Genomic DNA, 21,184 nt, shown 5'->3' on the forward strand with positions numbered 1-21,184 from the left:
CGTCCGGTCCGGATGCGGCGAGTGCGGAGGGGCCGGCGGGGGCGAGCGGCACGGCCGGCCCGGACAGGAGACGGCTCACCGGGCGGCCCCGCTCTCGACGCGGGCACGACCGTCCTCGGCCCTGGCCCTGGCCCCGGGTACGGCTGCGCTCGGCGGCGCGTCGACGCAGCGGCCCACCGCCCGGAGGTCCCGCAGGATCTCCCGGAACGAGTCGACCAGCCCCGCCTCGGCGTACGGCAGGCCGACCTCCGCGCAGTAGGCGCGCACGATCCGCGAGGCCGGGCGCAGCGCCGGGACGGGCATGGCCGGGAAGAGGTGGTGCTCGATCTGGTAGCCGAGGCCGCCGAAGAGGAAGTGGGTGACGCGCCCGGCGCGCAGGTTGCGGGAGGGCAGCACCTGGCGCCGGAGGTAGTCGGCGGGCTGCTCGTCCGGTCCGGTCATCGGCATGCCCTTGTGGTTGGGCGCGAAGATGCAGCCCAGGTAGACGCCGAGCACGGCGCCGCACAGCACGGCGAAGGCGAGCGCCTGGAGCGGGGTGAGGACGGCCAGCAGCAGGCCCGCCGCGAGGGCGTAGTGCAGGGCGGCGAGGGTTCGTTCCAGCACCGGGTGGCGCAGCCGGCCCCGGGTCAGGGTCACGGCGGTGGCGACGACCAGGCCGAGGGCCTGGAGCGAGAGCAGCGGGAAGAACAGCTCCGCCTGGTACTTGGCGACCGTCCTCCTCAACCCCCTGGTGCGGACGGCCTGTTCGGCGGTGCGGACGAAGAGCATGGCGTTGGCGGCCGGATCGCGCCCTTCCCGGTTCGGGTGGGCGTGGTGGCGGTTGTGGTCGCTGACCCACCAGCCGTAGCTCATCCCGACCACCAGGTTGCCGAGCAGGATGCCCGCGAGGTCGGTGCTCCGGCGCCCGGAGAACACCGCGTGGTGCGCGACGTCGTGGCCGAGCAGTGCCAACTGGCCCAGCACGAGGGCGAGTACGGGCGCCAGGGCGAGCTGCCACCAGCTCGCGCCGACGACGGCGAAACCGGCCAGCAGCAGGACGAGGGCGCCCAGCAGGGCGGCGGCCCGGCAGCCGTAGTACAGCGGGCGCTTGCGGAGCAGCCCGGCCTCGCCGACGCGTCGGCGCAGCTCGGCGAAGTCCCCGTGCCGGGTGGTTCCGGCGGTCGGGGTGTCCTGAAGGGTCATGCCACCATCCCGGTCTCGGGTCGCTCCGGCCGGTCGTGGCCGCAAAGCCACCCGTCCCGGGGCCACGTGCGGTGGCCCCGGGACGGGCGGCGGCCTCACCCTTCCGCACCCGACCGGCCGGTGTCCCCGGCGGACCCGTGTCGCGGTCGGAATGGGCTCGAACGGGCGGGAGGCGGCGGGGGTTGTTCGGGCTGCTGTCCGGGCTTCGAGTCCTTGTGCGTCCTCCGGTGAGGGGATCGGTCGATCAGTCGGGCATCCGGTCCGCGGCTCGGCCGCTCAGCCGCTCAGTGGATCAGTGGATCAGGTGCAGGGAGAACTCGTCGTCGGTGGGGACGGACGGGGTCTTGACGTGGGTCACGCCCGTCGCCGTGTCGAAGAACCAGCCGGAGGCGGCGGTGTCGAGGGCGGCGGCCGAGTGGAGTTCGGGGAGCCGGCCGCCCTGGGTGACGACCAGGCGCGGGGCGGACCGGCCGTGCACGGTGAAGCGGTACGAGCGGGCGTCCGGCTTGCCGGTGTAGCTGCCCTCGCTGGCGCCGACCTCGACGGTGGTGACGGGCCCGTGGGAGTGGACCTCGACCTGCTGGGTGGCGGAGGAGCCCGCGTTGTACTGGCGGGTGACGCCGTCGTCCTCGTACAGGGTGTACGAGGAGTCGCCCTGCGGGTAGAGGTCGTAGTCGAGTTCGCCCTTGTCGCGGTTCTGCCAGGACAGCGTGCCCTGCGGCCACATCGGGACGATGGCGCCGCCCTTGACGAACACCGGCAGGGTGTCCAGCGGGGCGGAGTAGTCGTCGATGGTGGTGGGGCCCTGGTAGGTGCGCCCGGTCCAGTAGTCGGTCCAGGTGCCCTCGGGCAGGTAGATGCCGTTGCGCACCGAGGTGTCGGAGTAGACCGGGGCGACCAGGAAGTCCGGCCCGGCGAGGAACTCGTACGTGGCGTTCGGGCCGAGCGCGGCCTTGTCGTGCGGGTACTCCAGGGCGAGCGGGCGGACGGCGCCGATGCCGGTGCGGGTGGCCTCGGCGGACAGGGTGTACATGTACGGCAGCAGGCGTTCCTTGAGCTGGAGGTACTTGCGGTTGATCGAGGTGTAGGGCTCGCCGTCCAGCCAGGGCTGCTGGTCGCGCTGCTCCTTGCCGGTCATGTCCTTGGCCCAGCCGTCCATGGTCATGATGGTCGGCAGGAAGGCCTTCCACTGGAGGTCGCGGGTGTACATCTTGGGGTCGCGGCGGAAGATCGAGCCGACGTCCCCGGTGTCGTAGGCGATGCCGGACATGGTGGCGCCCGCGTAGGTGGGGATCTGCCAGCGGATGTAGTCCCAGGACAGGCTCTGGTCGCCGCTCCACAGCACGCCGCAGCGCTGGGCGCCGGCCCAGGAGACCGGCAGCCAGACGAAGCCGCGGGCGTCGCTGTTGTCCTCGATGCCGGCCTTGGCCTGGTCGCAGGCGTTCAGTGCGAAGTCGTAGCCGTTGCCGACCCAGGCGACGTCGAGCTTGCGGACCCGGACCCCGGCCTTGACCTCCTCGGCCTGGTTGGGCAGGCCGTTCTGGGTCCACAGGCCGAGCTGGGCGTGGTCCTTGCGCAGGCCGTCGCCGGTCTGCGGGAGGTTCTCGTAGCCGCAGCCGTAGCCGTCGTTGACCAGCATCCAGCCGAGCGGCATCTGGTTCTGCACGTAGCCGTCGGCGACCTTGAGGGCGTCGGTGGTGTGGCGCTCGCCGCGGTTGGCGTTGTGCAGGTAGCAGTCGGAGTCGCCGGGTTCCAGGCCGTAGACCGGCGGCATGAAGGGCTTGCCGACCAGTGAGGTGTACTGGCCGATGACGGACTTGACGTCACCGGTGAAGTAGTAGGCGTCCAGGCGCCGTTCCTGCTGCCCGGTGCGCACCGGCGAGCCGAAGTCGTAGATTCCGGGGGCGAAGGTGTTGCGGAAGACGCCGTAGCCGCCGCTGGAGACGTAGAACGGCTGGGAGTTGTTGTAGCCGCCCTCGTTCCAGTTGGTGCTGTTGGCGACGTGGACGGTCCGGTCGCGGTGCGAGAAGCTGCCGTTCTGCTCGCCGCCGCCGAAGAACTGCTCGTCGGCGCCGCGGGTCAGGCTCTGCCGCAGGCCGCTGGTGGACCAGCGCATCGGGGCGTTCTCCTGCCAGATCGCGGTGCGGTTGTCGGCCTGGTAGAGGCCGAACCGCAGCGGGTGCTTGTAGACCCGCAGCACGACGTGGCCGGAGCGGATGCCGTAGTAGTCGCCGGCGTCGAACGAGGAGGTGCGGGGCTGGAGTTCGGGCTGCTTGCGGATGATGGTGCTGCCCGCCGGGTCGGTGATGGTGCCGTCCGGCGCGGCGCGCAGCCGCAGTTGGTCGTCGGCGAGGAAGTCGACCTTGGCCTTGAGGGTGCCGGCGGCGATGTCGTAGCTTCCCTTGCCGCCGCTGAACGAGGTGAGGTCGCCGGCGTCGGCGGTTTGCGGCAGGTAGGCGCGGCCGGTGAAGGAGCCGCCGTGCACGTCGTACGGGACGACCAGGACGTGGTAGGTGCCGGAGGCCTTGGGGATCACCGTCGCCTCCGGGTCGGCGGTGCCCGCGCTCTCGGCGACCTCCTTGCCGTTGGCGTCGTAGATGTACAGGTCGAAGTCGTCGGTGGGGTTCTGCCACTGGACGGAGATCGGGACGCCGCCCTCGGGGTTGTCGTCCCAGTAGCCGTTCGGGACGTTCACCGTCAGGTCGAAGCGGGCGCAGACCGCGCCGTCCGGGTCCTGGGCGACGGCGGGGCAGGAGGTGGCGCCGCCGAGGGTGCCCTTGGCGTAGGTGGGGCTCTGCCAGGTGACGCTCTGGTGGCTGCCGTCCAGGACGGCGGCGGGCGGGCCGGCGGCGTGGGCCGGTACGACGGGGCCGGTGACGGCGGCGAGGCTGGTCAGGGCTGCCGCGAGGGCGGCCCGGCGGAGCTGGGGTCGGAGCAGGCGCACGGGGGTTCTCCTGTCGACTCGGGGGCTCGGAGGGCGGGGCTCGGGGGAGGGGTCTATCTGCTGACGGGAAGCGCTACTTGACGGATCCGGCGGTCAGGCCGGAGACCACGTGCCGCTCGATCAGCGCGAACAGCACCACCACCGGCACGATCGCGACGACCGAGCCGGCGAACAGGTAGTTCCACTGGACGGTGTAGTTGCCGATGAAGCTGTTGATCCCGACGGTCAGCGGCTGGCTGCCCGGATCGGTGGACAGCGTCAGGCCCATGACGAACTCGTTCCAGGCGGAGATGAAGGTGAAGATCACCGCCGTGACCACGCCCGGCAGGGCCAGCGGCAGCACCACCCGGCGCAGCGCCCCGATCCGGCCCAGGCCGTCGAGCATGGCGGCCTCCTCCAGCTCCACCGGGATCGAGGAGATGTACGCGGTGAGGATCCAGACCGCGAAGGCCAGGTTGAAGGCGGCGTTGCAGAGGATCAGCGTCCAGACCGAGTTGAGCATGGACAGCTGGTAGAACTCCCGGTAGAGGCCCACCAGCAGGGAGGTCGGCTGGAACATCTGGGTCACCAGCACCAGCAGCAGGAACAGCCGGCGGCCCCGGTAGCGCACCCGGGCGGTGTAGTAGGCGGCGGGCAGCGCGACCAGCAGCGCCAGCAGGGTGGAGCCGCCGGCCACCAGCAGGGTGACCCGCAGGTTGTCGCCGAGCGTGGACTCCTGCCACACGCCGACGAAGTTGGACCAGGCGAAGTGCCGTGGCAGGTACGTCGCGTCGCGCAGCTCGTCGGCCGGGCGCAGCGCGGTGACGACCATCTCCAGGTACGGGAACAGGAAGACCGCCGCCAGCAGCCAGGCCGCCCCCGCGAGGGCCAGGGTGCGCGGCCTCCAACGGTTCTGACGCCGCATCAGCTCTCCTCCTGGTTCCAACGGCTGACCTTGAGGAAGGCCAGCACCATCAGCACCACGAGGGCGAAGTTGACCACCGACATCGCCGCGGACTCCCCGATGTCGGTGGACTTCAACTGGTACATGAACACCGTGCTGGTGGCCGTGTCGCTGCTCGGGCCGCCCTGGGTCATGCCCCAGATCACCGGGAAGGAGTTGAAGACGTTGATCAGGTTGATCACCAGGCCGACCAGGAACGCCGGGCGCAGCAGCGGCAGGGTGATCCGCCGGTACGCCTGCCAGGCCGAGGCGCCGTCCACCCGGGCCGCCTCGTACACCTCGGCGGGGACGGTCTGCAGGCCGGCCAGCAGGGTGTAGGTGGTGAACGGGAGGGAGACGAACACGGCGACGAAGACCATCCAGGGCCAGGCCGTCGAGGGGTCGCCCAGCCAGTCCCGCGGGCCGTCGACCAGCCCGAGGTCGGTCATGACGGTGTTCAGCACGCCCGCCGTCCGGTCCAGCATCCAGCGGAAGCCGATCGCGGTCATCAGCACGGACGCCGCCCATGGCGCGATCAGCGCCCAGCGGGCGTAGCGCCGGCCGGGGAAGCGCTGGTCGAACAGCTGGGCCAGGGCGAGCGACAGCAGCATGGTCAGGCCGACCACGGCGAGGGTCCAGGCCACCGTGGCCAGCAGGACGTGGCCGAGGTCCGTCTCGCCGAACAGCTTGCGGTACTTGTCCAGTCCGGCCGAGCCGCGGACGAAGCCGCTGGTGCTGACCCGCAGGAACGAGGTGCGGACCATCTCGTACACCGGCCACAGCACCACGGCGAGGATCAGCAGCACGGCGGGGGCGATCCACGGCAGCGGGCCGAAGCGACGGCCTCTGCGCACAGGGGGGTTGGGAGTCACGGGGGTGCCTTTCACGGCCGTCGCCGGGTGCCGGCCGTCACTTGTTCGGGGTTGGCCGGCACCCGCTCGGGGTGGGCCGCCAACTGTCGGGCGCCTGACGTCACTTGTTCGCGACGGCGTCCTGGGCCTTCTTCTGGAGGTCGCCGAGCACCTTGGCCGGGTCGCCCGCGACGGCGCTGCCGACCGACTTCTTGATCTCGGCCGAGACCGCGTCCCAGGTGGTGTCGCCGAGCGGATAGAACACGGCGTTCGGCAGCAGGGCGAAGAACGGCGCGAGGTCCTGGTGCTTGCCCCCGGTGGTCAGCTCCTGCAGCGCGCTCTTGGTCACCGGCATCAGGTTGTACGTCTCGTCGAAGGAGACCTGGTTGCCCTTGGTGTACGCGAAGTCGAGGAACTTCCGGATCTGGTCGCGGTGCCCGTTCTTCTTGAACGCCATCATCCAGTCCGCCACGCCGAGGGTGGAGGCCAGCGGGCCGTTCTTGCCGGGGATGGGTGCGACCCCGTAGTCGACCTTGCCGTCCTGTGCCATCTGGATCAGTGACGGGTGCCCGTTGAGCATGGCCGCCTTCCCGGCCGCGAAGTCCGCGAACGCGGTCTTGCGGTCGGTGGTGGCCGGGTTGGCGTAGGTCAGCCCCGGGTCGACCAGGTTGGACCTGAGCCAGCGGAAGGTGTCGATGTCGGCCTGGCTGTTCAGGGTGTACGCGCCGTCCTTCCCGGTCGGCCCGCCGTCGTTGCCCAGTTCCCAGATCATGCTCTCGCCCTGGGCCTCCTCCGGCCCCAGCGGCAGCGCGTACGGCGTGACCCCGGGCACCTTGGCCTTCACCAGCTCGGCGTCCTTGCGCAACTCCTCCCAGCTGGTGGGCGGTTGGCCGATACCGGCCTGCTGGAACAGCGCCTTGTTGTAGAACAGCGCCCGCGCCGAGGACACGAACGGGATGCCGTACTGCACGCCCTTGACCTGCCCGGCCCTGGCGAAGCTGTCGATCAGGTCGCCCCGGGTGTCCGGCGACAGCACGTCCTCGGCCTTGTACAGCAGGTCGTCGGCGACCTTGTCGGCGTACCCGCCGGTCTGCAGCACGTCCGGCACGTTGCCGCTCTGGATCATCGTCTTGACCTGCTTGTCGATGTCGTTCCAGTTCACCACCTGGACGTCCACCTTGATGCCGGGGTTGGCCGCGGTGAACGCGGTGGCGACCCCGTTCCAGTAGTTCTTCGAGCTGTTGGACTCCTTGTCGCCGTAGTCGGCGGCCACCAGCTTGAGCGTCACCTTCCCGTCGGCGTCCGCCCCACCACTGCCGCTCCCGCCGCCACTGCCGCAGGAGGTGAGGGCGAGCGCCCCCAGGGCACACGCCGAGACGAGGGCCAGCACACGTTTGTCCACCGCAGATACCGCCTTCGTGCGTGCTTGATCGGATGATCCAAGATGCTTGAAGAACACTGGTTTTGAGCAGTTTCGAAAGAGCAGCTTGCTGCTCCGGGCGGTTCATGTCAATCGTGACTGCAGTTTTGAGCAACGCAACCCCTGAGTCTCGGCCCACCGCGCCCCGCTCTGCGCAGAAACGCTCAAACCATGGGGTGGTCCCGGCCCCGCTGATCGGGCGAGTGGTCACCGCAGCTCATATGTCGCTCAAATGTCTTCAACTCTTGGTGAGTTGGGCCACATCATGGAGTGCCCGCGGCGGCCGGACACGCCAGGTGTGTCCGGAACGCGGAGCGGGCACCCGTGGGTGCTCGGAGCAGGGGGGCCGAATGTCATCAGGTGTGCGGACGCTTTCCCGGGTGATCACGGCGATCGCGCTCGTGGCCGCCTATGCCGCGCTGCACGTGCTGATCACGGTGGTCGAGAGCCGGCAGGCCGAGAGCCGCCTCCAGGACGGCCCGGCCCGCGTCGCCGCGTTCACCGTCCTGGTGGACCGCTTCGCGGCCGGTGACCCAACCGCCCGCACCGAACTCGTCGCGGCGAGGGCGTGGTTCGAGGAGAACGTGCCCGCCGGCCGGGCCCGGGCCACGGTCGCCGCGGTCACCGGCTTCGTGGACCTGGGCCGGGGCGCCTCCGCCCGGGCGCGGGCCGGTGCGCTCGCGGCGGACGTCGAACGGGATCGGGCGGGCCTCGACCAGGACCTCCGCTCCGAGACCCTGGCGGGGCTGTGGCTCACGGCGGGCGCGCTGGCCTTCGCCGGACCGTCGCTCTGGCTCCGCCGCCGACGCAGGGCGGCGACCGCGGAAGCCGTCCGTACGGTCGGCCGGTTCGCCGAACGGCATCCGCCCTGGCGCCGGCCGCTGTTCCTGACCGCGAGCGGCCTCGGCTACACCCTGTTCATCGGAGGGATGACCCTCGTGAGCATGGCCCAGCGGACGAGTCCGACCGAACACGACAGGCCGATGACCGTCCAAGTCCTGCTGCTTCCGGTGGGGTTGGCCGCGGTCGGTGCGGGCTTCCTGATGCTGCGCTACAGCCGGCCCCGTTCGACCCGGGGTGCGGTGCGCGCCCTGCGGGCCGACGGCCGCCGGCCCGTCCTCTACCTCCGCAGCTTCGCCGACGACCGCACCGCGGCCCAGGTCGACGACGGACAGGCGCTCAACATCCACTCCCGGGAGGAGCAACTCGCCTCCGCCCTGGGGGCGTTCGGCCCGGTGATCGCGGTGGGCAGGCCCGGTGAGCCGCTGCCGCTGCTCGGCGCGGCACGGTTCTACCTCCCACTGGACGACTGGAAGCCGACGATCCTGCGGCTGATGGACCTCTCCCAACTCATCGTGCTGCGGGTGGGCGTCGGCGAGGGACTGCGCTGGGAGATCGACCAGGTCGTCGCCACCCAGCCCGCCCGCAAGCTCCTCCTGCTGACACCGGGCCGGGTGAGCGAGGCGATCGACAGCCTGGACGGTCGGCTGCCGGTGCCCCTTCCGCTGGAGGGGGTGGCGGCGGACACCTCCTGGATCTCGGCCGCCGTCACCTTCGCACCCGACTGGACACCGCAGGTGACGGCGGTCCAGCCCACGTCCGGCCCGGCGCCCCACCGGCGCTGGATCATGCGTCGCCTCAGGGCGGCCAAGGAGGTGACCTGGGACCCCTCACCGGCGCGCCGAACGGTCGGCGCGATGAAGACCGCACTGGCGGCGGTGGGCGTCCGCGGCCGGATGGTCGTGATGCGCAGCGACATCAACCTGCTCGGCACCTGGGGCAAGGGAATGGTGGCGATCGCGATCCTGGTCCTGCTCTACCGGGTGCTCGCACTCGCCGCTCCCTGAGAGCGCCCGGCCGGAACCGGCGCCGGGCGGCAGTGCCCGGCGCGACGTCGAGGACGCGGTGAGGACGCGTCGAAGGCACCTCGAAGGTCCGTCGAAGAGACGGCGATGACGGTACGTCAACGGAGGGAACCCATGAGCAACGCACAGCAACACGGCGCCGGTCGCGCGGGCGGCATCGGGGCGAGGACGCACAGGCCGGTGACCGGTTGGGGCGTCGCCGCGGCGGTGCTGATCGCGGTGGAGGTCCTGCGGGAGGTGCTGGTCTCGGTGGCCAACTGGCGCGACTACCTGCTCATCCACGACTACCTCAACGGAGCGGCCACGGACGCGGACCTCGCGGCCGCCGATTCGGACGTCCTCACGACGGTGTCGTCGCTGGCGGCGAGTTTCGTTCTCTGGGGCGCGGCCGGGGTGGCGTTCCTGGTCTGGCTGTGGCGGGCACGGATCAACGCGGAGGCGCTGGGGGGTCGCGACGCCCATCGCCGGTCCCGGATGTGGACGGTCGGGTCCTGGACGGTCCCCGTGGCCAACCTCTGGTACCCCTACCAGGTCGTCACGGACATCTGGCGGGCCAGCGCTCCTCGGCGACCGGCCCCCGACACGCTGGTCAAGGCCTGGTGGGCCTTCTTCATCCTGGCCGAGATCGTCAAACCGGTCCAGTGGCGCCTGGCCAACTCGGAGGAGAGCGAGTCGGACGTGCTGGCCAACGCCAACGCGTCCGCGCTGCTGACGGTACTGTTCCTGGTGGCCGGGGTGCTGGTCATCCTCCTCATCCGACAGGTCACGACCTGGCAGAACCGGGCGGCGGAAGCCGCGGGCGGTGAGCGGTGAACCCCGTGGCCGCCCGCCCCGCCGATCCCCACCAGCCGCCGGAACTGCTGGAGTTGTACAAGCTCGCGGTGGAGATGGCCGACCGGGTGTCGGCCCGCCGCGGCGCGGCCAACGCCTTCTTCCTCTCCGTGCAGACCGCCCTGGTCACCGTCGTCGGCTTCGGTGTTCCCCAACTGCGGGAGACCGCGTGGTGGTCGGTGGTCGCCGTCACCGCGGCGGGCCTGACCCTGTCCGCCGCGTGGTGGCTCCAACTGCGCAGCTACCGGGACCTCAACGCCGCGAAGTTCAAAGTCATCAACGAGCTCGAGAACGGCCTGCCGGCCAAGGTCTTCACCGACGAGTGGAACCACCTCAAACAGACCCCGCGCCAGGCCGGACGCAAGCGGTACGCGGAACTCGGCATCTCCGAACGGCTCGTCCCCTGGGTGTTCGCCGCGGTGTATCTGGTGATCCTCCTGGGAACGCTGCTCGAATGACCTACCTCGACGAGCTCGCCGACCTCATCCGCTCGTGCCTTCCGGCCGCCGCCGCGCCGCCGGCCGACTCCGACGACCTCTTCCGCAGCTACGCCGTACTGCTCCGCGCGAAGGGGACGCAGGTCACGGACGAGGACGTCCACGACGCCTGGTCGGCGTGGATGCAGTCGACGAACGCCGACCACGGCGCCCTGGTCCCCTTCCAGGACCTCCCCCCGGAGACCAGGGCCCTCGACGCCCCGTACGCGGAGGCGATCCGCGCCGCGGCGCGCAAGGTCGGACGGTGACGACCGGCGGGCGGTCCGGGCCCGGGGAGCGCGGCCACTGAGACAGGAGTCCCTGCGCTCCGAAAGGCCTCGTCACTCGGCAAGACCGCCCGCCGGAACCAGGTGTGAGTGACCGTCACCCACCGGAAGCGGGGAACTCCGGACGGGCGGAAGACGGCCGAACGGCCCGCGCGCTCGCGGTAGGGTGGCGCGCGCGGTCGGGGAGGCCGCAGGTGAGGACGGCGGTTCGGGCGTACGGCCCGGACGTTCGGGAGGGGAGCGGCGTGGCCGGGGACGTGACGGTGGGGACGATCGACCTGGGGGACGGCACCACGGTGCGGGCCGAGGTGATCGGCGACGTGGGCTTCGCCGCCGCCGGAGCCGAGGCCGCCCCGGCCGCCACCCCCGCCGCCGCGGAGTGACCGGCCCGCACCTCGACGGCGCCCGGGCCGAGGCGCTGCACCGCTGCGCCGTCCGGATCGAGGCCGCGGGCGCCTTCCTGGGCAGCGGCTTCCTGGTTGCCCCGGGCCTGGCGGTCACCTGCGCGCACGTGGTGCTGGACCGGCGCGGCCCGGCCGAGGGCCTGGTGGTGCGGCACGGGGCGAGCACGCACCCCGTGCCGCCCGACGCCGTCCGGGCCGAACCCGCCGAGCTGGGCACCGGCCCCTTCGAGGCGTTCCCCGACCTCGCGCTGCTCGCCGTCCCGGCGGCCGGCCCCGGCCACCCGGTGGCCCCGCTGGCGGGCGCCGAGGCCGAGCCGGGGACGTGGCTGACCGCCCTCGGGCACTCCACGGCCACCCCGACACCGGGGGTCAACGAGGACACGGTGGCCCTGCGGGTCGTCGGCCGGTCCGGGGAGTTCACCGCCGTCACCGGCTTCGTGCAGCCCGGCCTCAGCGGCAGCATGCTGGCCGGGCCGGACGGGCTGGTGCGCGGCGTGCTCAAGGGCACCCGCTCGCACAAGCAGGACCTGGGCGGCTGGTACGTGCCACTGGCGGCCCTGATCGCCTTCCTCGGCCCGGTGGTCCGCGCAGCCGCGCCCCCACCATCGCCCACCGACGCCGACCTGGTGACGGCGCTGATGGCCCTCCCGTACACCGCGCGCGCCGACGGCCGGTTCGACCTGCTGGAGCGGATGGGCGAGCACCTCGGCCTGCCGAACTCCTTCGAGGTCGAGGAACGCTCCGACCGCCGCGACCACCTGTTCCGCATCGTGCGCCGCTGCCGCCACCACCGGGACGCCCCGGCGGCCCTCCGCGCGCTGTACACGGCACTGGAGGAACTCGCCCCCCACGACGGCGCGTTACCGCACCTGCGGGACGTGCTCGGCCGGGCCGCCGGGGACCGCCCCGCGGACGGCCCGGGGAGCTGGTAGGCCGATGCACCCAGGCGCGTACGGCGGCAGGCCGCCGCAGGCCGCCGTCGAGCGGGGCCCGTACCCCACCGTTGAGCGGGGCCCGCACCTCGCCGCCCCGTTCGAGGAGGCCGAAGGCCTGCTGGCCGACATCCTGTTCGACTTCCAGGGCATCTCCCGACGGGACTTCCGCCAGGGCGTGCTGGAGACGATGGGCCGCTCCCCGGCGTCCCGCCTCTTCCACCTGGACGTCAAGGAGGCCGACACCCCGCGCGAACACGTCCGGGAGATCCTGCGGAGCATCCGCTGCGCCCGCGACCCCCGGGCCGTCCTCGGCGCGCTCGGCGAGGCGCTCAGGGACCACGACCCGTACGGCGGCGCCCTGCCCTGGCTGGAGGTGACCGTGCTCGCGCTGACCGCCGAGACCGGCCTGCCCGCCCGCGCCCTGCTCCACGCCATCACCCTGCTGCGCACCCTGGACCCGGCCCCCGACCCGCACCAACTGCTCCTCCACGTACCCCCGAACGCGCCCGGCCGCCACCGGATCGGCGAGCGGACCACCCTGCCCGAGGTCCTCACCCGCCTGCTGGACCACTTCGGCGGCCCCGACGCCGGCTACGCCCTGGCCTTCCTGGACGGCCTCGCCCGAGACCGCGACCTGCTGCTCCGGCACCCCCGGCTCGGCGACCTGGGCGCCCTGCTGTGCAGCCTCCCGGTCGCCCGCCCCACGCCCCGGGAGGAGACGGCCGTCCGCCTGATCGTGCAGATCCGGCTGGAACCCGAGACCCCGGAGCACATCGAGGCCGGCCGCTACCACCTCCGGGCGTCCTGCTACCGGCAACCGCTGGCCGGCGGCCCGATCGCCCGCCTCCACGACCTCGTCGCCACCGACTCGCTCGCCCTGGAGGACCTGGTCGCCGAGGGAAGCGCCCGACTGGCCGGCTGGCAGACCCTCGTCTCCGAGCTCGGCCGGAACCGGCGCAGCCCCGTCCGGATCGAGTTCCTGCTGCCCAGGGAACTGCTCGGCCACAGCGCCGAACTGTGGTCCCCGACCCAGGACGGACGCCGGATCGGACTGCTGCACCCGGTGGTGGTCCGCTACCTGGACCGCTACATCAACCCGTGGCTGCAGACCGAGGCCTGGTACGACCGGTGGGAGCACCTGTTCGCCGACACCCTCGACCGCGACGCCGCCGACCGGATCGACTGGCCGCCCCTGCACCCCGAACGGGTCGCCGACCTGCCCGGCTGGCTCGACGGCCGCCCCACCGTCGCCTGCCTCGCCCTCGACACCCCGTACGACGAACTCGACCCCCGGGTGCGCGCGGCCGTGCTCGACGCCGTGGAGATCGACGGCGTCCCGGCCATGCTGTGGCGCCGCGCCCCCGGCGCCCCGACCGAGGTCGTCGACGCCCTGCTCCGCGACCGCCCGCGCTCCCTCGCCCACCTGCCGGAAGCCGTCCACCGGCACCGCAAGGTCACCCGGGGGGCACCCACCCAGGACGGCGTCACCCTCTTCTGGGACGACCCGAACTGCATGGACCCGGACCAGGACGCCGGGTTCCCGGGGATGGTGTGAGGCGGAGGGTGTGGGCCGGAGGGTGTGGGCCGGAGGGTGTGGGCCGGACGGTGCGAGGCGGATGGCCGGCGGTGAAGCGGGAATCAACGGCGCGGGAAACGACCGCACACAGGACCGAGGAGTGGGAAACGATGAGGACGAGGACGAGGACCAGGACGAGGACGAGGCGGTAACGATGCCCGAGAACTGGTGGATCTACCGGGGCACCGGCGTGCCCCACGGCGGCATCGCCGCGCTCCCGCCCGCCCCGGCCTGGCGCTCCTTCGGCGACTGGCTCGACGGCGACGAGGAACTCCCGCCGCCCCCCGCCCAGGAGGCCGCCGGCCTGACGGCCCGCCGCCTCGGCCGCGTCCAGCAGGCCACCGCCTACCAGGCCGACGAACGCGAGATCCACCTCGTCAACCTGGCCCTCCACCTGCGCCGCCCGCTGCTGATCACCGGCAAGCCCGGCGTCGGCAAGTCCACCCTCGCCTACGCCGTCGCCCACGAGCTGGGCCTCGGCCCGGTGCTGCGCTGGCCGATCAGCAGCCGCTCCACCCTGCGCGACGGCCTCTACACCTACGACGCCATCGGCCGGCTCCACGAGGCCGGCCTGCACGCGCCGCAGGACGGCCCGCACCGCAGGCCGCCCGCCATCGGCCGGTTCCTGCGCCTCGGCCCGCTCGGCACCGCCCTGCTGCCCTGGCGCACCCCCCGCGTCGTCCTCATCGACGAGATCGACAAGAGCGACATCGACCTGCCCAACGACCTCCTCAACGTCTTCGAGGAGGGCGAGTTCGAGATCCCCGAACTCCAGCGCCTCGGCCCGGGCCCGCAGGAGGTCGCCGTCGCCGACCCCGGCCGGCGCGCCGTCGTCCACGGCGGCCACGTGCGCTGCGCCCACTTCCCGCTTGTCGTCCTCACCAGCAACGGCGAGCGGGAGTTCCCCTCCGCCCTGCTGCGCCGCTGCGTCCGGCTGGAGATCCAACCGCCCACCGAGGAACGGCTGGCCGCCATGGTCGCCGCCCACCTCGGCACGGACGGCAGCCCGGACGGCGCCCAACGCGCCGAGCTGATCACCGAGTTCCTGCGCCGCCAACGCGAGGACGGCGCCGACCTGGCCAACGACCAGCTGCTCAACGCCCTGCTGATGGCCGAACGCGGCCTGTGGGGCAGCGGACCGGGGCGCGACGTCATTCAGGACGTCCTGCTGCGCCCGCTCAACGAGAGCTGAGGCGGCGGCCGGTGGACGGGTTCGGCACGGGCGGGGTCGGTACGGGCTGTCACAGCGCGGACGGCGAGCCGGCGGCGCACGCCGTGCTGCGGCAGGCGCTGGCCGCCCTCGCCGCCCCCGAGGACGGCGCGTCGCAACCCCAGGACCTGGCCGACGTGCTGTGGATCTCCCGGCTGGCCGGCCTCGGCCCGCTCCCCGCCACCGACCCCGACACCGACACCGCCACCGACCCCGAGTCGCCGGGCGGCCACCCCGCACCCCCGGCCACCCTGCACCCGAACCCGCACCAGCCGACCGCCGACCCCCGCCAGGACCCCCGCCGCCCCGCCGACACCGCCCCCGCCCGACCCCGACCGCCCGCCCCCACCACCCCGCAGCCCGGCCCCAAGGTCGAACTCCACCCCCGCCACGCCCCCGCCGACCCCGGCCACCCCGACGGCCCCGTCCGCGGCGCCGAGGTCGTCCAGGTCACCCGGCCTCCCGCCCTGCCCGGCGCCCTCGCCATCGCCCGCGCCCTGCGGCCGCTGCGCCGACCGCTCACCCAGCGCCCCGGCGGCCGCAGGCCGTCCCACCTCGACGAGGAGGCGACGGCGGAGGCCACCGCCGAGGCCGGGGTGCTGCTGCCGGTCTGGCAGCGGACCGAGCCCCGCTACTCCGTCGACCTGCTGGTCGACACCGGCGCCACCATGGCCGTCTGGCACGACCTCGCCGGTGAACTCGCCACCCTGCTGGAACGCCACGGCGCCTTCGAGGAGGTCCGCACCTGGTCCCTCGACACCGACCGGGGCACCCCGCACCTCACCCCCTTCCGCCGCCGCCGCACCGCCGCCCCGCCCCCCGCCGCCCCCGACCCGAACTGGTCCCGCCCGCTCGCCGACCCGCACGGGCGCCGGATCCTGTTCGTCCTCACCGACGGCGTCGGACCGGCCTGGTACGGCCGGGAGTTGGTGCCCTTCCTGGCCCGCGCCGCAGCCGCCGGGCCGGCCGCCGCCCTCCAGGTGCTGCCCCGCCGGCTCTGGCACCGGACGGCCCTGCGCCCCGCCCCCGTCGAGGCCCGCGCCGCCACCCACGGCCGGCCCGTCCCGCGGCTGCGCACCGAGAGCACCCTGCCCGGCATCCCGCGCGGCCGGGCCGGTGCGTCGGCCCGGGCCTCGGTCGGCTGGCTGCCGGTCCTGGAGATCGACGCCGACTGGATCGCCCCCTGGGCCGACCTCACCGCGGGCCGCACCACCGGCTGGACGCCCATGCTGGCCGCGCCGCTCAGCGGGATCCCGCGCCCGCCGCGCCCGCGCACCAGGGACACGGCCGCGCGCCCGCCCGCCGACCGGGTCGCCGCCTTCCGGGCCGGGAGCTCCCCGAACGCCCACCGGCTCGCCTGCCACCTGGCGGCGGCGCCGCTCAGCCTGCCCGTGATGCGGCTGGTCCAGCGGTCGACCGTGCCGGAGTCCGGGCAGCGGGAACTCGCCGAACTGTTCCTGTCCGGGCTGATCGAGGTGCGGGAGAAGGCCGCCGACCCGGACGAGGTGGTGTACGACTTCGTCGACGGCGTCCGGGAGGAACTGCTGGGGGAGCTGACCCGCACCGAGTCGGTCCGGGTGCTGGAGCACGTCCTCGCCAAGGTCTCCGGCCGGGTCGCCGCGACCTTCGGCGGCACCCTCGACTTCCGCGCCCTCGCCGCCGCGATGGAGGACTCACGACATCGGCTCCCGGAGCGCAGCCGCCCGTTCGCCGAGGTCGCGGCGCGCGTCCTGGCCGGGGCCGGCGGCCAACACGTCACGATCGCCCGGCACTTGAGCAGCGCCGTCGGCGACCGGACGTTCCGGCGGGAGCTGCTGACCCCGCCCCCGCCGCTCACCAGCCCGCCGGACCCGCCGCGGATGATCGGACGGCAGGAGGAACTCGACCGGCTCGTCCAGGCCTGCGAACGAGGGGGCACGAGGACCCGGCTGATCGCGATCGAGGCGGCCCAGGGCATGGGGAGGCGCCGCCTCCTCCAGGAGTACGTCCGGTTGCACGGTGGGCAGCACCCCTTCATCCACTGGATCGACGGGCGGACCGCCGACACGATGGCCGCCGGATTCGAGCGACTGCGGGCCGCCCTGGGCGCGGAGAGCGCCGACCGCCTCGACGAGCGGCTCGACGCCCACCCGAACTGGCTGGTCATCGTGGACGACCTGTGGTCGGACGACCTGTACCCCCGCGAACTCGCCCGGCTCCTCGACTCCGAGGGGGGCCGGGTGATCGTCACGACCAACTCCCGCGAGGGAAAGCCCTTCCTGCAGTCCGCGACGACATTCGTCCTGGCCTTCCTCACCGAGGACGAACTCCGCGAGGAGATCCGCCACCGCCTCGGCGACGCCTACCGGCGGATCGAGTACGCCCAGGAGTTCCAGCACCTCCTCGACCGGATGCCCCGCCGCCCGGACGAACTGGCGACCTGGCACCTGGACGAGAAGCTGGCCGTGCTGGTCGGGCCGCCGGGACCGGGGGACTCCTACTCCACCGTCCGCAGCTTCCGCCTGCCCAGCCCGGCCCTGGCGATCGCGACCGTGCCGAACGCGTACGGCCTCGGGCGCGGCTACGTCGCCGTCTACGGCGCGGACAGCCTGCTCCGCTACCTCGATGTGACGACCGGACAGGTGGTGGAACCGGCTCTGTCCCTCGGGACCACCGCAGCCGACGTCGTCGCCATGACCGAGGTCAGTGACCGGCCGGCCCTCCTCTGCACCGCGGCCCCCGACGGCGGATTCTCCTTCTGGGACGCCCGGGACGGCTCCCTCGTGTCGGGTCGGGCGGGCCGTCCGGAGCCGCCCGTGGCCATGTCGCCCTACGTGCACGGCAACGGGAGCCAGTACTACTGGACCTCCGACTCCGACGGCCGGATGTTCTTGTGGAGGTCGTTGGGCAGTGACGACGGTGACGTTCCCCTGGAACTGCCCGGCCTCCCCGGCGGCCACCGGGCCTGGGCACTGACGACCCTGCCGGGCCGGGGCGGGCGGTCACTCCTGGTCGGCGTCGACCCGACCGGACGCCTCCACCGCTGGCAGCCCGAGGACCCCACGACCGCCGAGTTCTTCGCCGCCGCCGTGGTCGACCCCGCCCGGGCGCGGACGATCGTCGGGATCAGCGGCGATGACACCCACTGCGTGCTCGCCTCGATCGGCGACCGGGACACCCACATCCACATCTGGGAGTTCGAGGGCCGCTGGCGCGCCGACCGCCGACGCGAGGAGCGGAGGGCCGGGGACCGCGCGCGTGAGGCCGAACGGCCGCTCGTCGCGGAGCGGTTCCGCCTGGTCGAGCGGATCGCCCAGGGGCGGCGGAGCGAGGTCTGGCGGGCCCGCGACGAGCGCGACGGCTCGACGGTCGCGGTGAAGTCCTTCGCCCGGGAGCACCTCTTCCCCGAACTGGACCAGGGCCTGTTCCAGCAACAGGCCGGGATGCTCGCCGGGCTCGACCATCCGGGCCTCGTCGCCTTCCGCGGTTCCGGCAGTGACACCGAACGCCTCTACCTGGCCGTGGAGTTCATCGACGGGCCCGACCTCAGGAGCATGCTCGACGGCGGCTCCGTACCCTCGCACGAGGCCGCGGTCATCGCCCACGGTGTGGCCGAGGCACTGGTGTACCTGCACAGCCACGGGATCGCGCACGGCAGGATCGAGCCCGCCAACATCCTCATCCGCCCGGACGGCAGCCCCGTCCTCTGCGACCTCGGCATCGACCTGGACGGGAATGGCACGACGGACCGGACCGTCGACCTCTTCGACCTCGGCACCGTCCTCCAGGAGACCGGAGTGCCCGAGGCCCTGCACGGCCTCGTCCTCGACCTGGTGCACCCGGACCCGCGCCGCCGACCGTCCTCCGCCGCCGAGGTCCTCCAGCGGATCGCCGCCTCCGGAGCCCTGGTCCGGCCCGACCGCACGACGGCGCCGCCCCTGCGGTTCACCCTGCTCGGAGAGGTCCGCGCCTGGCGCGGGGACGAAACGGTGGAACTCGGACCGGGGGAGCGGAAGGCGCTGCTCGCCGCCCTGTTGAAGTACCGCCGTCGCCCCGTCCGGGCCGAGGTGCTGATCGCGGAGGTACGGCACCGGCACACCTCGTCCAACCGTGACATCGACGAAGTGCGATCCCACATAACGGAGTTGGGGAGAGTCCTCAACTCGCCGTCGGACCCCCGCAGGGTGCTGGAGGAGCTGGCGGACCACCACACCTGGGTCCTGAACGTCGTCTCCGAGCAGATCGACACCGTGCTCTTCGAACAGGCCCTGGAGCGCGCCTTGACGGCACGTGCGGACGCCGACCCGGCGGAGGCCCGGCGGTACGCCGAGAAGGCCCTCGCCCTCTGGCAGGGGCCGCCGCTGGCCGACGCGCCGGGGCCGCTGGCGGAGATCGAGCGGATCAGGCTGACCGGACTGTACGAACGCGCCCAGGAGTTGCTGCTCGAAACGGCGCCGTCGGCCGACCCGGGCGACACCCGCCTCGGCTACCGGCTGCTCGGCCCGTTGCGCGTCCTGCGGGGCGGGGAATCGTGGCCCGTCGGCTCACCGGAGCAGCAGGCCGTCCTGGCCGCCCTCCTGCTGCACGCCCCGGCGCCCGTGCCGACCGCGGGCCTGGTCGACGCCCTCTACGGTGACGCTCCACCACCCCAGGCCGTCGCCGCCGTGCGCACCTACGTATCCCGGCTGCGTTCCGTCCTCGGCGACCCTGCCCAGCCGCGTGGCGTGGCCGACATCCTCCAGACGGTGGGCGACGGCTACCGGCTGCACGTCGAACCGGGCTCCCTCGACGTCGCCGTCTTCGAGCAGCGCCTGGCCGAGGCCCGGCAGACGCAGGAGGCCGGGGACGTGTCCGGGGCACACCTCCTGCTGCGCTCCGCGCTCGACCTCTGGGACGGTCCTGCGCTGGACGGCGTCCCCGGGCCGTACGCCTCCGGGGAGCGCGTCCGGCTGATCGAGCGGCGGATGGCGGCCACCGAGGCCCTGTATGCCACCGGCCTGGCACTCGGGCGGCACTCGGAGCTCGCGAACGCACTCGAACGGCTCGTCCACGAGAACCCGCTTCGCGAGCGGCTGAGTGCGCTGCTGATGCTCGCCCACTACCGGTGCGGTCGGCGGACCGTGGCACTCGTCGCCTACAGGCAGCTCCAGCGCGCGCTGCAACAGGATTCGGGCCTCGATACCAGCCCGGTGGTGAAGCGGTTGTACCGGATGATGCAGGCGGACGATCCCGATCTCCGCACGCCCGGGTCGGCGGAGGCGCTCATCGGATTGTCCGTCGGGACCGCCGTGTCCGCCGACCGAACCCCGGGAGGCGAATCCCCGCAGGGCGTGGTGATCGGGCGGCGCGACGATGCCCGACGGTCCCCGGTGGTGGTCGACTTCGAGGCCGATCCGCTGTTCGCCGTGTTCGGCGACACCGGATCCGGAAAGACCGCGCTGCTCCGGCTGCTGGTCAGGAGGCTCGTCGAGCGCTACACGTCGGAACAAGTGGGCTTCCTGGTGGTCGACTTCGAGGGCTCCCTGGGGGACGAGGTCCCGCCCGAGTACCTCGTCCACCACGCGGGGGACATGGCGGGCCTGGCCACCCTGGTCCGGATCCTGAGCGTCGCGGCCACCAGCCGTACGCCGGGATCCCGGGGGCACAAGGACATCTTCCTCGTCGTGGACGACCTGGACCTCGTTGCCGCGAATGGGGACGACCCGCTCTCCGACCTCGTCAGGTTCCTTCGTCACTCCCGTGAACTCGGTCTCCGGGTGATCGTCGCCGACCACGGCGTGGGCGCCGGCCGGGCTCGGACCGCCGAGCCGTTCCTCCGCGCGGTGTGCGACCTCGGGCGTCACGGAGTGCTGCTCTCGGGCGACGAGCAGGAGGGAAGCCTGCTCGGCTACACGGCGGCCGAGCCCCTCCCACCGGGCCGGGGCATTCTGGTGACACCGAGGCGCTCGTCCGGAGCACTGTTCCAACTCGAGTGGGTACGACCGTCGGGGAGCGATGGCGCTGGATGACGCGGTGGAAACGCACGCCGCCGAGCACCCCCGCGAGCTGGACGCGATCCACGGCCGGTGGATGACTCGGCGTCATCGTGGGGGCGCGGACGACGATGAGTGGTACTCCGGGGCCTGCGCGAACGGGGAGTCGGAGTTCGACGGGACGGTGCGGTTCGAGCACGACGGCTGCGAGCGCTTCGCGCGCTCGGGCCGATGGTCCGTCCCGTCGGACTTCTGACGACGGCCGGCGGGGGATCAGAGTGCCGGGACCTTGGGGAGGCCGAACATGAACCGTTGACGGAACGTGTGTAC

The 21,184-nt window shown here is 72.9% G+C and carries 15 protein-coding genes; 10 read left to right on the forward strand and 5 right to left on the reverse strand.

Features of this window, described 5'->3' with window-relative positions; all coding sequences use genetic code 11:
• Positions 1–75 precede the first annotated feature (75 nt).
• From ACFV8H_RS06560 to ACFV8H_RS06580, 5 genes are all read right to left on the reverse strand, one after another.
• Positions 76–1,182, reverse strand: coding sequence for an acyl-CoA desaturase (locus ACFV8H_RS06560; RefSeq protein ID WP_380397010.1), 1,107 nt, complete (start codon positions 1,180–1,182; stop codon positions 76–78).
• 292 nt (positions 1,183–1,474) lie between these two features.
• Positions 1,475–4,126 carry a TIM-barrel domain-containing protein gene (locus tag ACFV8H_RS06565; RefSeq protein WP_380397012.1) on the reverse strand — a complete coding sequence of 884 codons (2,652 nt, stop codon included), beginning with the start codon at positions 4,124–4,126 and terminating at the stop codon, positions 1,475–1,477.
• 73 nt (positions 4,127–4,199) lie between these two features.
• On the reverse strand, positions 4,200–5,030 hold the full coding sequence (locus ACFV8H_RS06570) for a carbohydrate ABC transporter permease (protein ID WP_380397013.1): 831 nt from the start codon (positions 5,028–5,030) through the stop codon (positions 4,200–4,202).
• Positions 5,030–5,902: a carbohydrate ABC transporter permease gene (locus ACFV8H_RS06575; protein ID WP_380397015.1), complete on the reverse strand. Its 873-nt coding sequence runs from the start codon at positions 5,900–5,902 to the stop codon at positions 5,030–5,032. Before ACFV8H_RS06575 ends, ACFV8H_RS06570 begins: the two co-directional genes overlap by 1 nt.
• A 118-nt stretch (positions 5,903–6,020) precedes the next feature.
• Positions 6,021–7,301: an extracellular solute-binding protein gene (locus ACFV8H_RS06580; protein WP_380397017.1), complete on the reverse strand. Its 1,281-nt coding sequence runs from the start codon at positions 7,299–7,301 to the stop codon at positions 6,021–6,023.
• Between the two features lie 398 nt (positions 7,302–7,699).
• On the opposite strand from ACFV8H_RS06580, the gene ACFV8H_RS06585 reads away from it, so the two are divergent.
• The 10 genes from ACFV8H_RS06585 to ACFV8H_RS06630 all read left to right on the forward strand — a co-directional run bounded on the left by ACFV8H_RS06585 (position 7,700) and on the right by ACFV8H_RS06630 (position 21,110).
• Positions 7,700–9,166, forward strand: a complete 1,467-nt coding sequence (locus ACFV8H_RS06585; RefSeq protein WP_380397018.1) for a transferase — start codon at positions 7,700–7,702, stop codon at positions 9,164–9,166.
• A 132-nt stretch (positions 9,167–9,298) separates the two neighbouring features.
• Positions 9,299–9,997 carry a DUF4328 domain-containing protein gene (locus ACFV8H_RS06590; protein ID WP_380397020.1) on the forward strand — a complete coding sequence of 233 codons (699 nt, stop codon included), beginning with the start codon at positions 9,299–9,301 and terminating at the stop codon, positions 9,995–9,997.
• Between the two features lie 5 nt (positions 9,998–10,002).
• Positions 10,003–10,473 (forward strand): hypothetical protein, encoded by a 471-nt coding sequence (locus ACFV8H_RS06595; protein ID WP_380397022.1) that lies wholly within the window; start codon positions 10,003–10,005, stop codon positions 10,471–10,473.
• On the forward strand, positions 10,470–10,760 hold the full coding sequence (locus ACFV8H_RS06600; RefSeq protein WP_380397024.1) for a hypothetical protein: 291 nt from the start codon (positions 10,470–10,472) through the stop codon (positions 10,758–10,760). The genes ACFV8H_RS06595 and ACFV8H_RS06600 overlap by 4 nt, the downstream gene beginning before the upstream one ends.
• Positions 10,761–10,972: 212 nt before the next feature.
• Positions 10,973–11,161, forward strand: a complete 189-nt coding sequence (locus ACFV8H_RS06605) for a hypothetical protein (protein ID WP_380397026.1) — start codon at positions 10,973–10,975, stop codon at positions 11,159–11,161.
• On the forward strand, positions 11,158–12,114 hold the full coding sequence (locus ACFV8H_RS06610; protein ID WP_380397028.1) for a trypsin-like peptidase domain-containing protein: 957 nt from the start codon (positions 11,158–11,160) through the stop codon (positions 12,112–12,114). The genes ACFV8H_RS06605 and ACFV8H_RS06610 overlap by 4 nt, the downstream gene beginning before the upstream one ends.
• A 4-nt stretch (positions 12,115–12,118) precedes the next feature.
• Entirely contained in the window at positions 12,119–13,672 is a 1,554-nt protein-coding gene (locus ACFV8H_RS06615; RefSeq protein WP_380397030.1) for a hypothetical protein, read from the forward strand.
• Between the two features lie 121 nt (positions 13,673–13,793).
• Positions 13,794–14,885, forward strand: a complete 1,092-nt coding sequence (locus tag ACFV8H_RS06620) for an AAA family ATPase (protein WP_380397032.1) — start codon at positions 13,794–13,796, stop codon at positions 14,883–14,885.
• A gap of 11 nt (positions 14,886–14,896) precedes the next feature.
• Positions 14,897–20,890: an SAV_2336 N-terminal domain-related protein gene (locus tag ACFV8H_RS06625; RefSeq protein ID WP_380397034.1), complete on the forward strand. Its 5,994-nt coding sequence runs from the start codon at positions 14,897–14,899 to the stop codon at positions 20,888–20,890.
• Positions 20,877–21,110 carry a hypothetical protein gene (locus tag ACFV8H_RS06630; RefSeq protein WP_380397036.1) on the forward strand — a complete coding sequence of 78 codons (234 nt, stop codon included), beginning with the start codon at positions 20,877–20,879 and terminating at the stop codon, positions 21,108–21,110. The genes ACFV8H_RS06625 and ACFV8H_RS06630 overlap by 14 nt, the downstream gene beginning before the upstream one ends.
• Positions 21,111–21,184 lie beyond the last annotated feature (74 nt).

The organism is Kitasatospora sp. NPDC059827, assembly GCF_042731675.1.
GTDB lineage: Bacteria > Actinomycetota > Actinomycetes > Streptomycetales > Streptomycetaceae > Kitasatospora.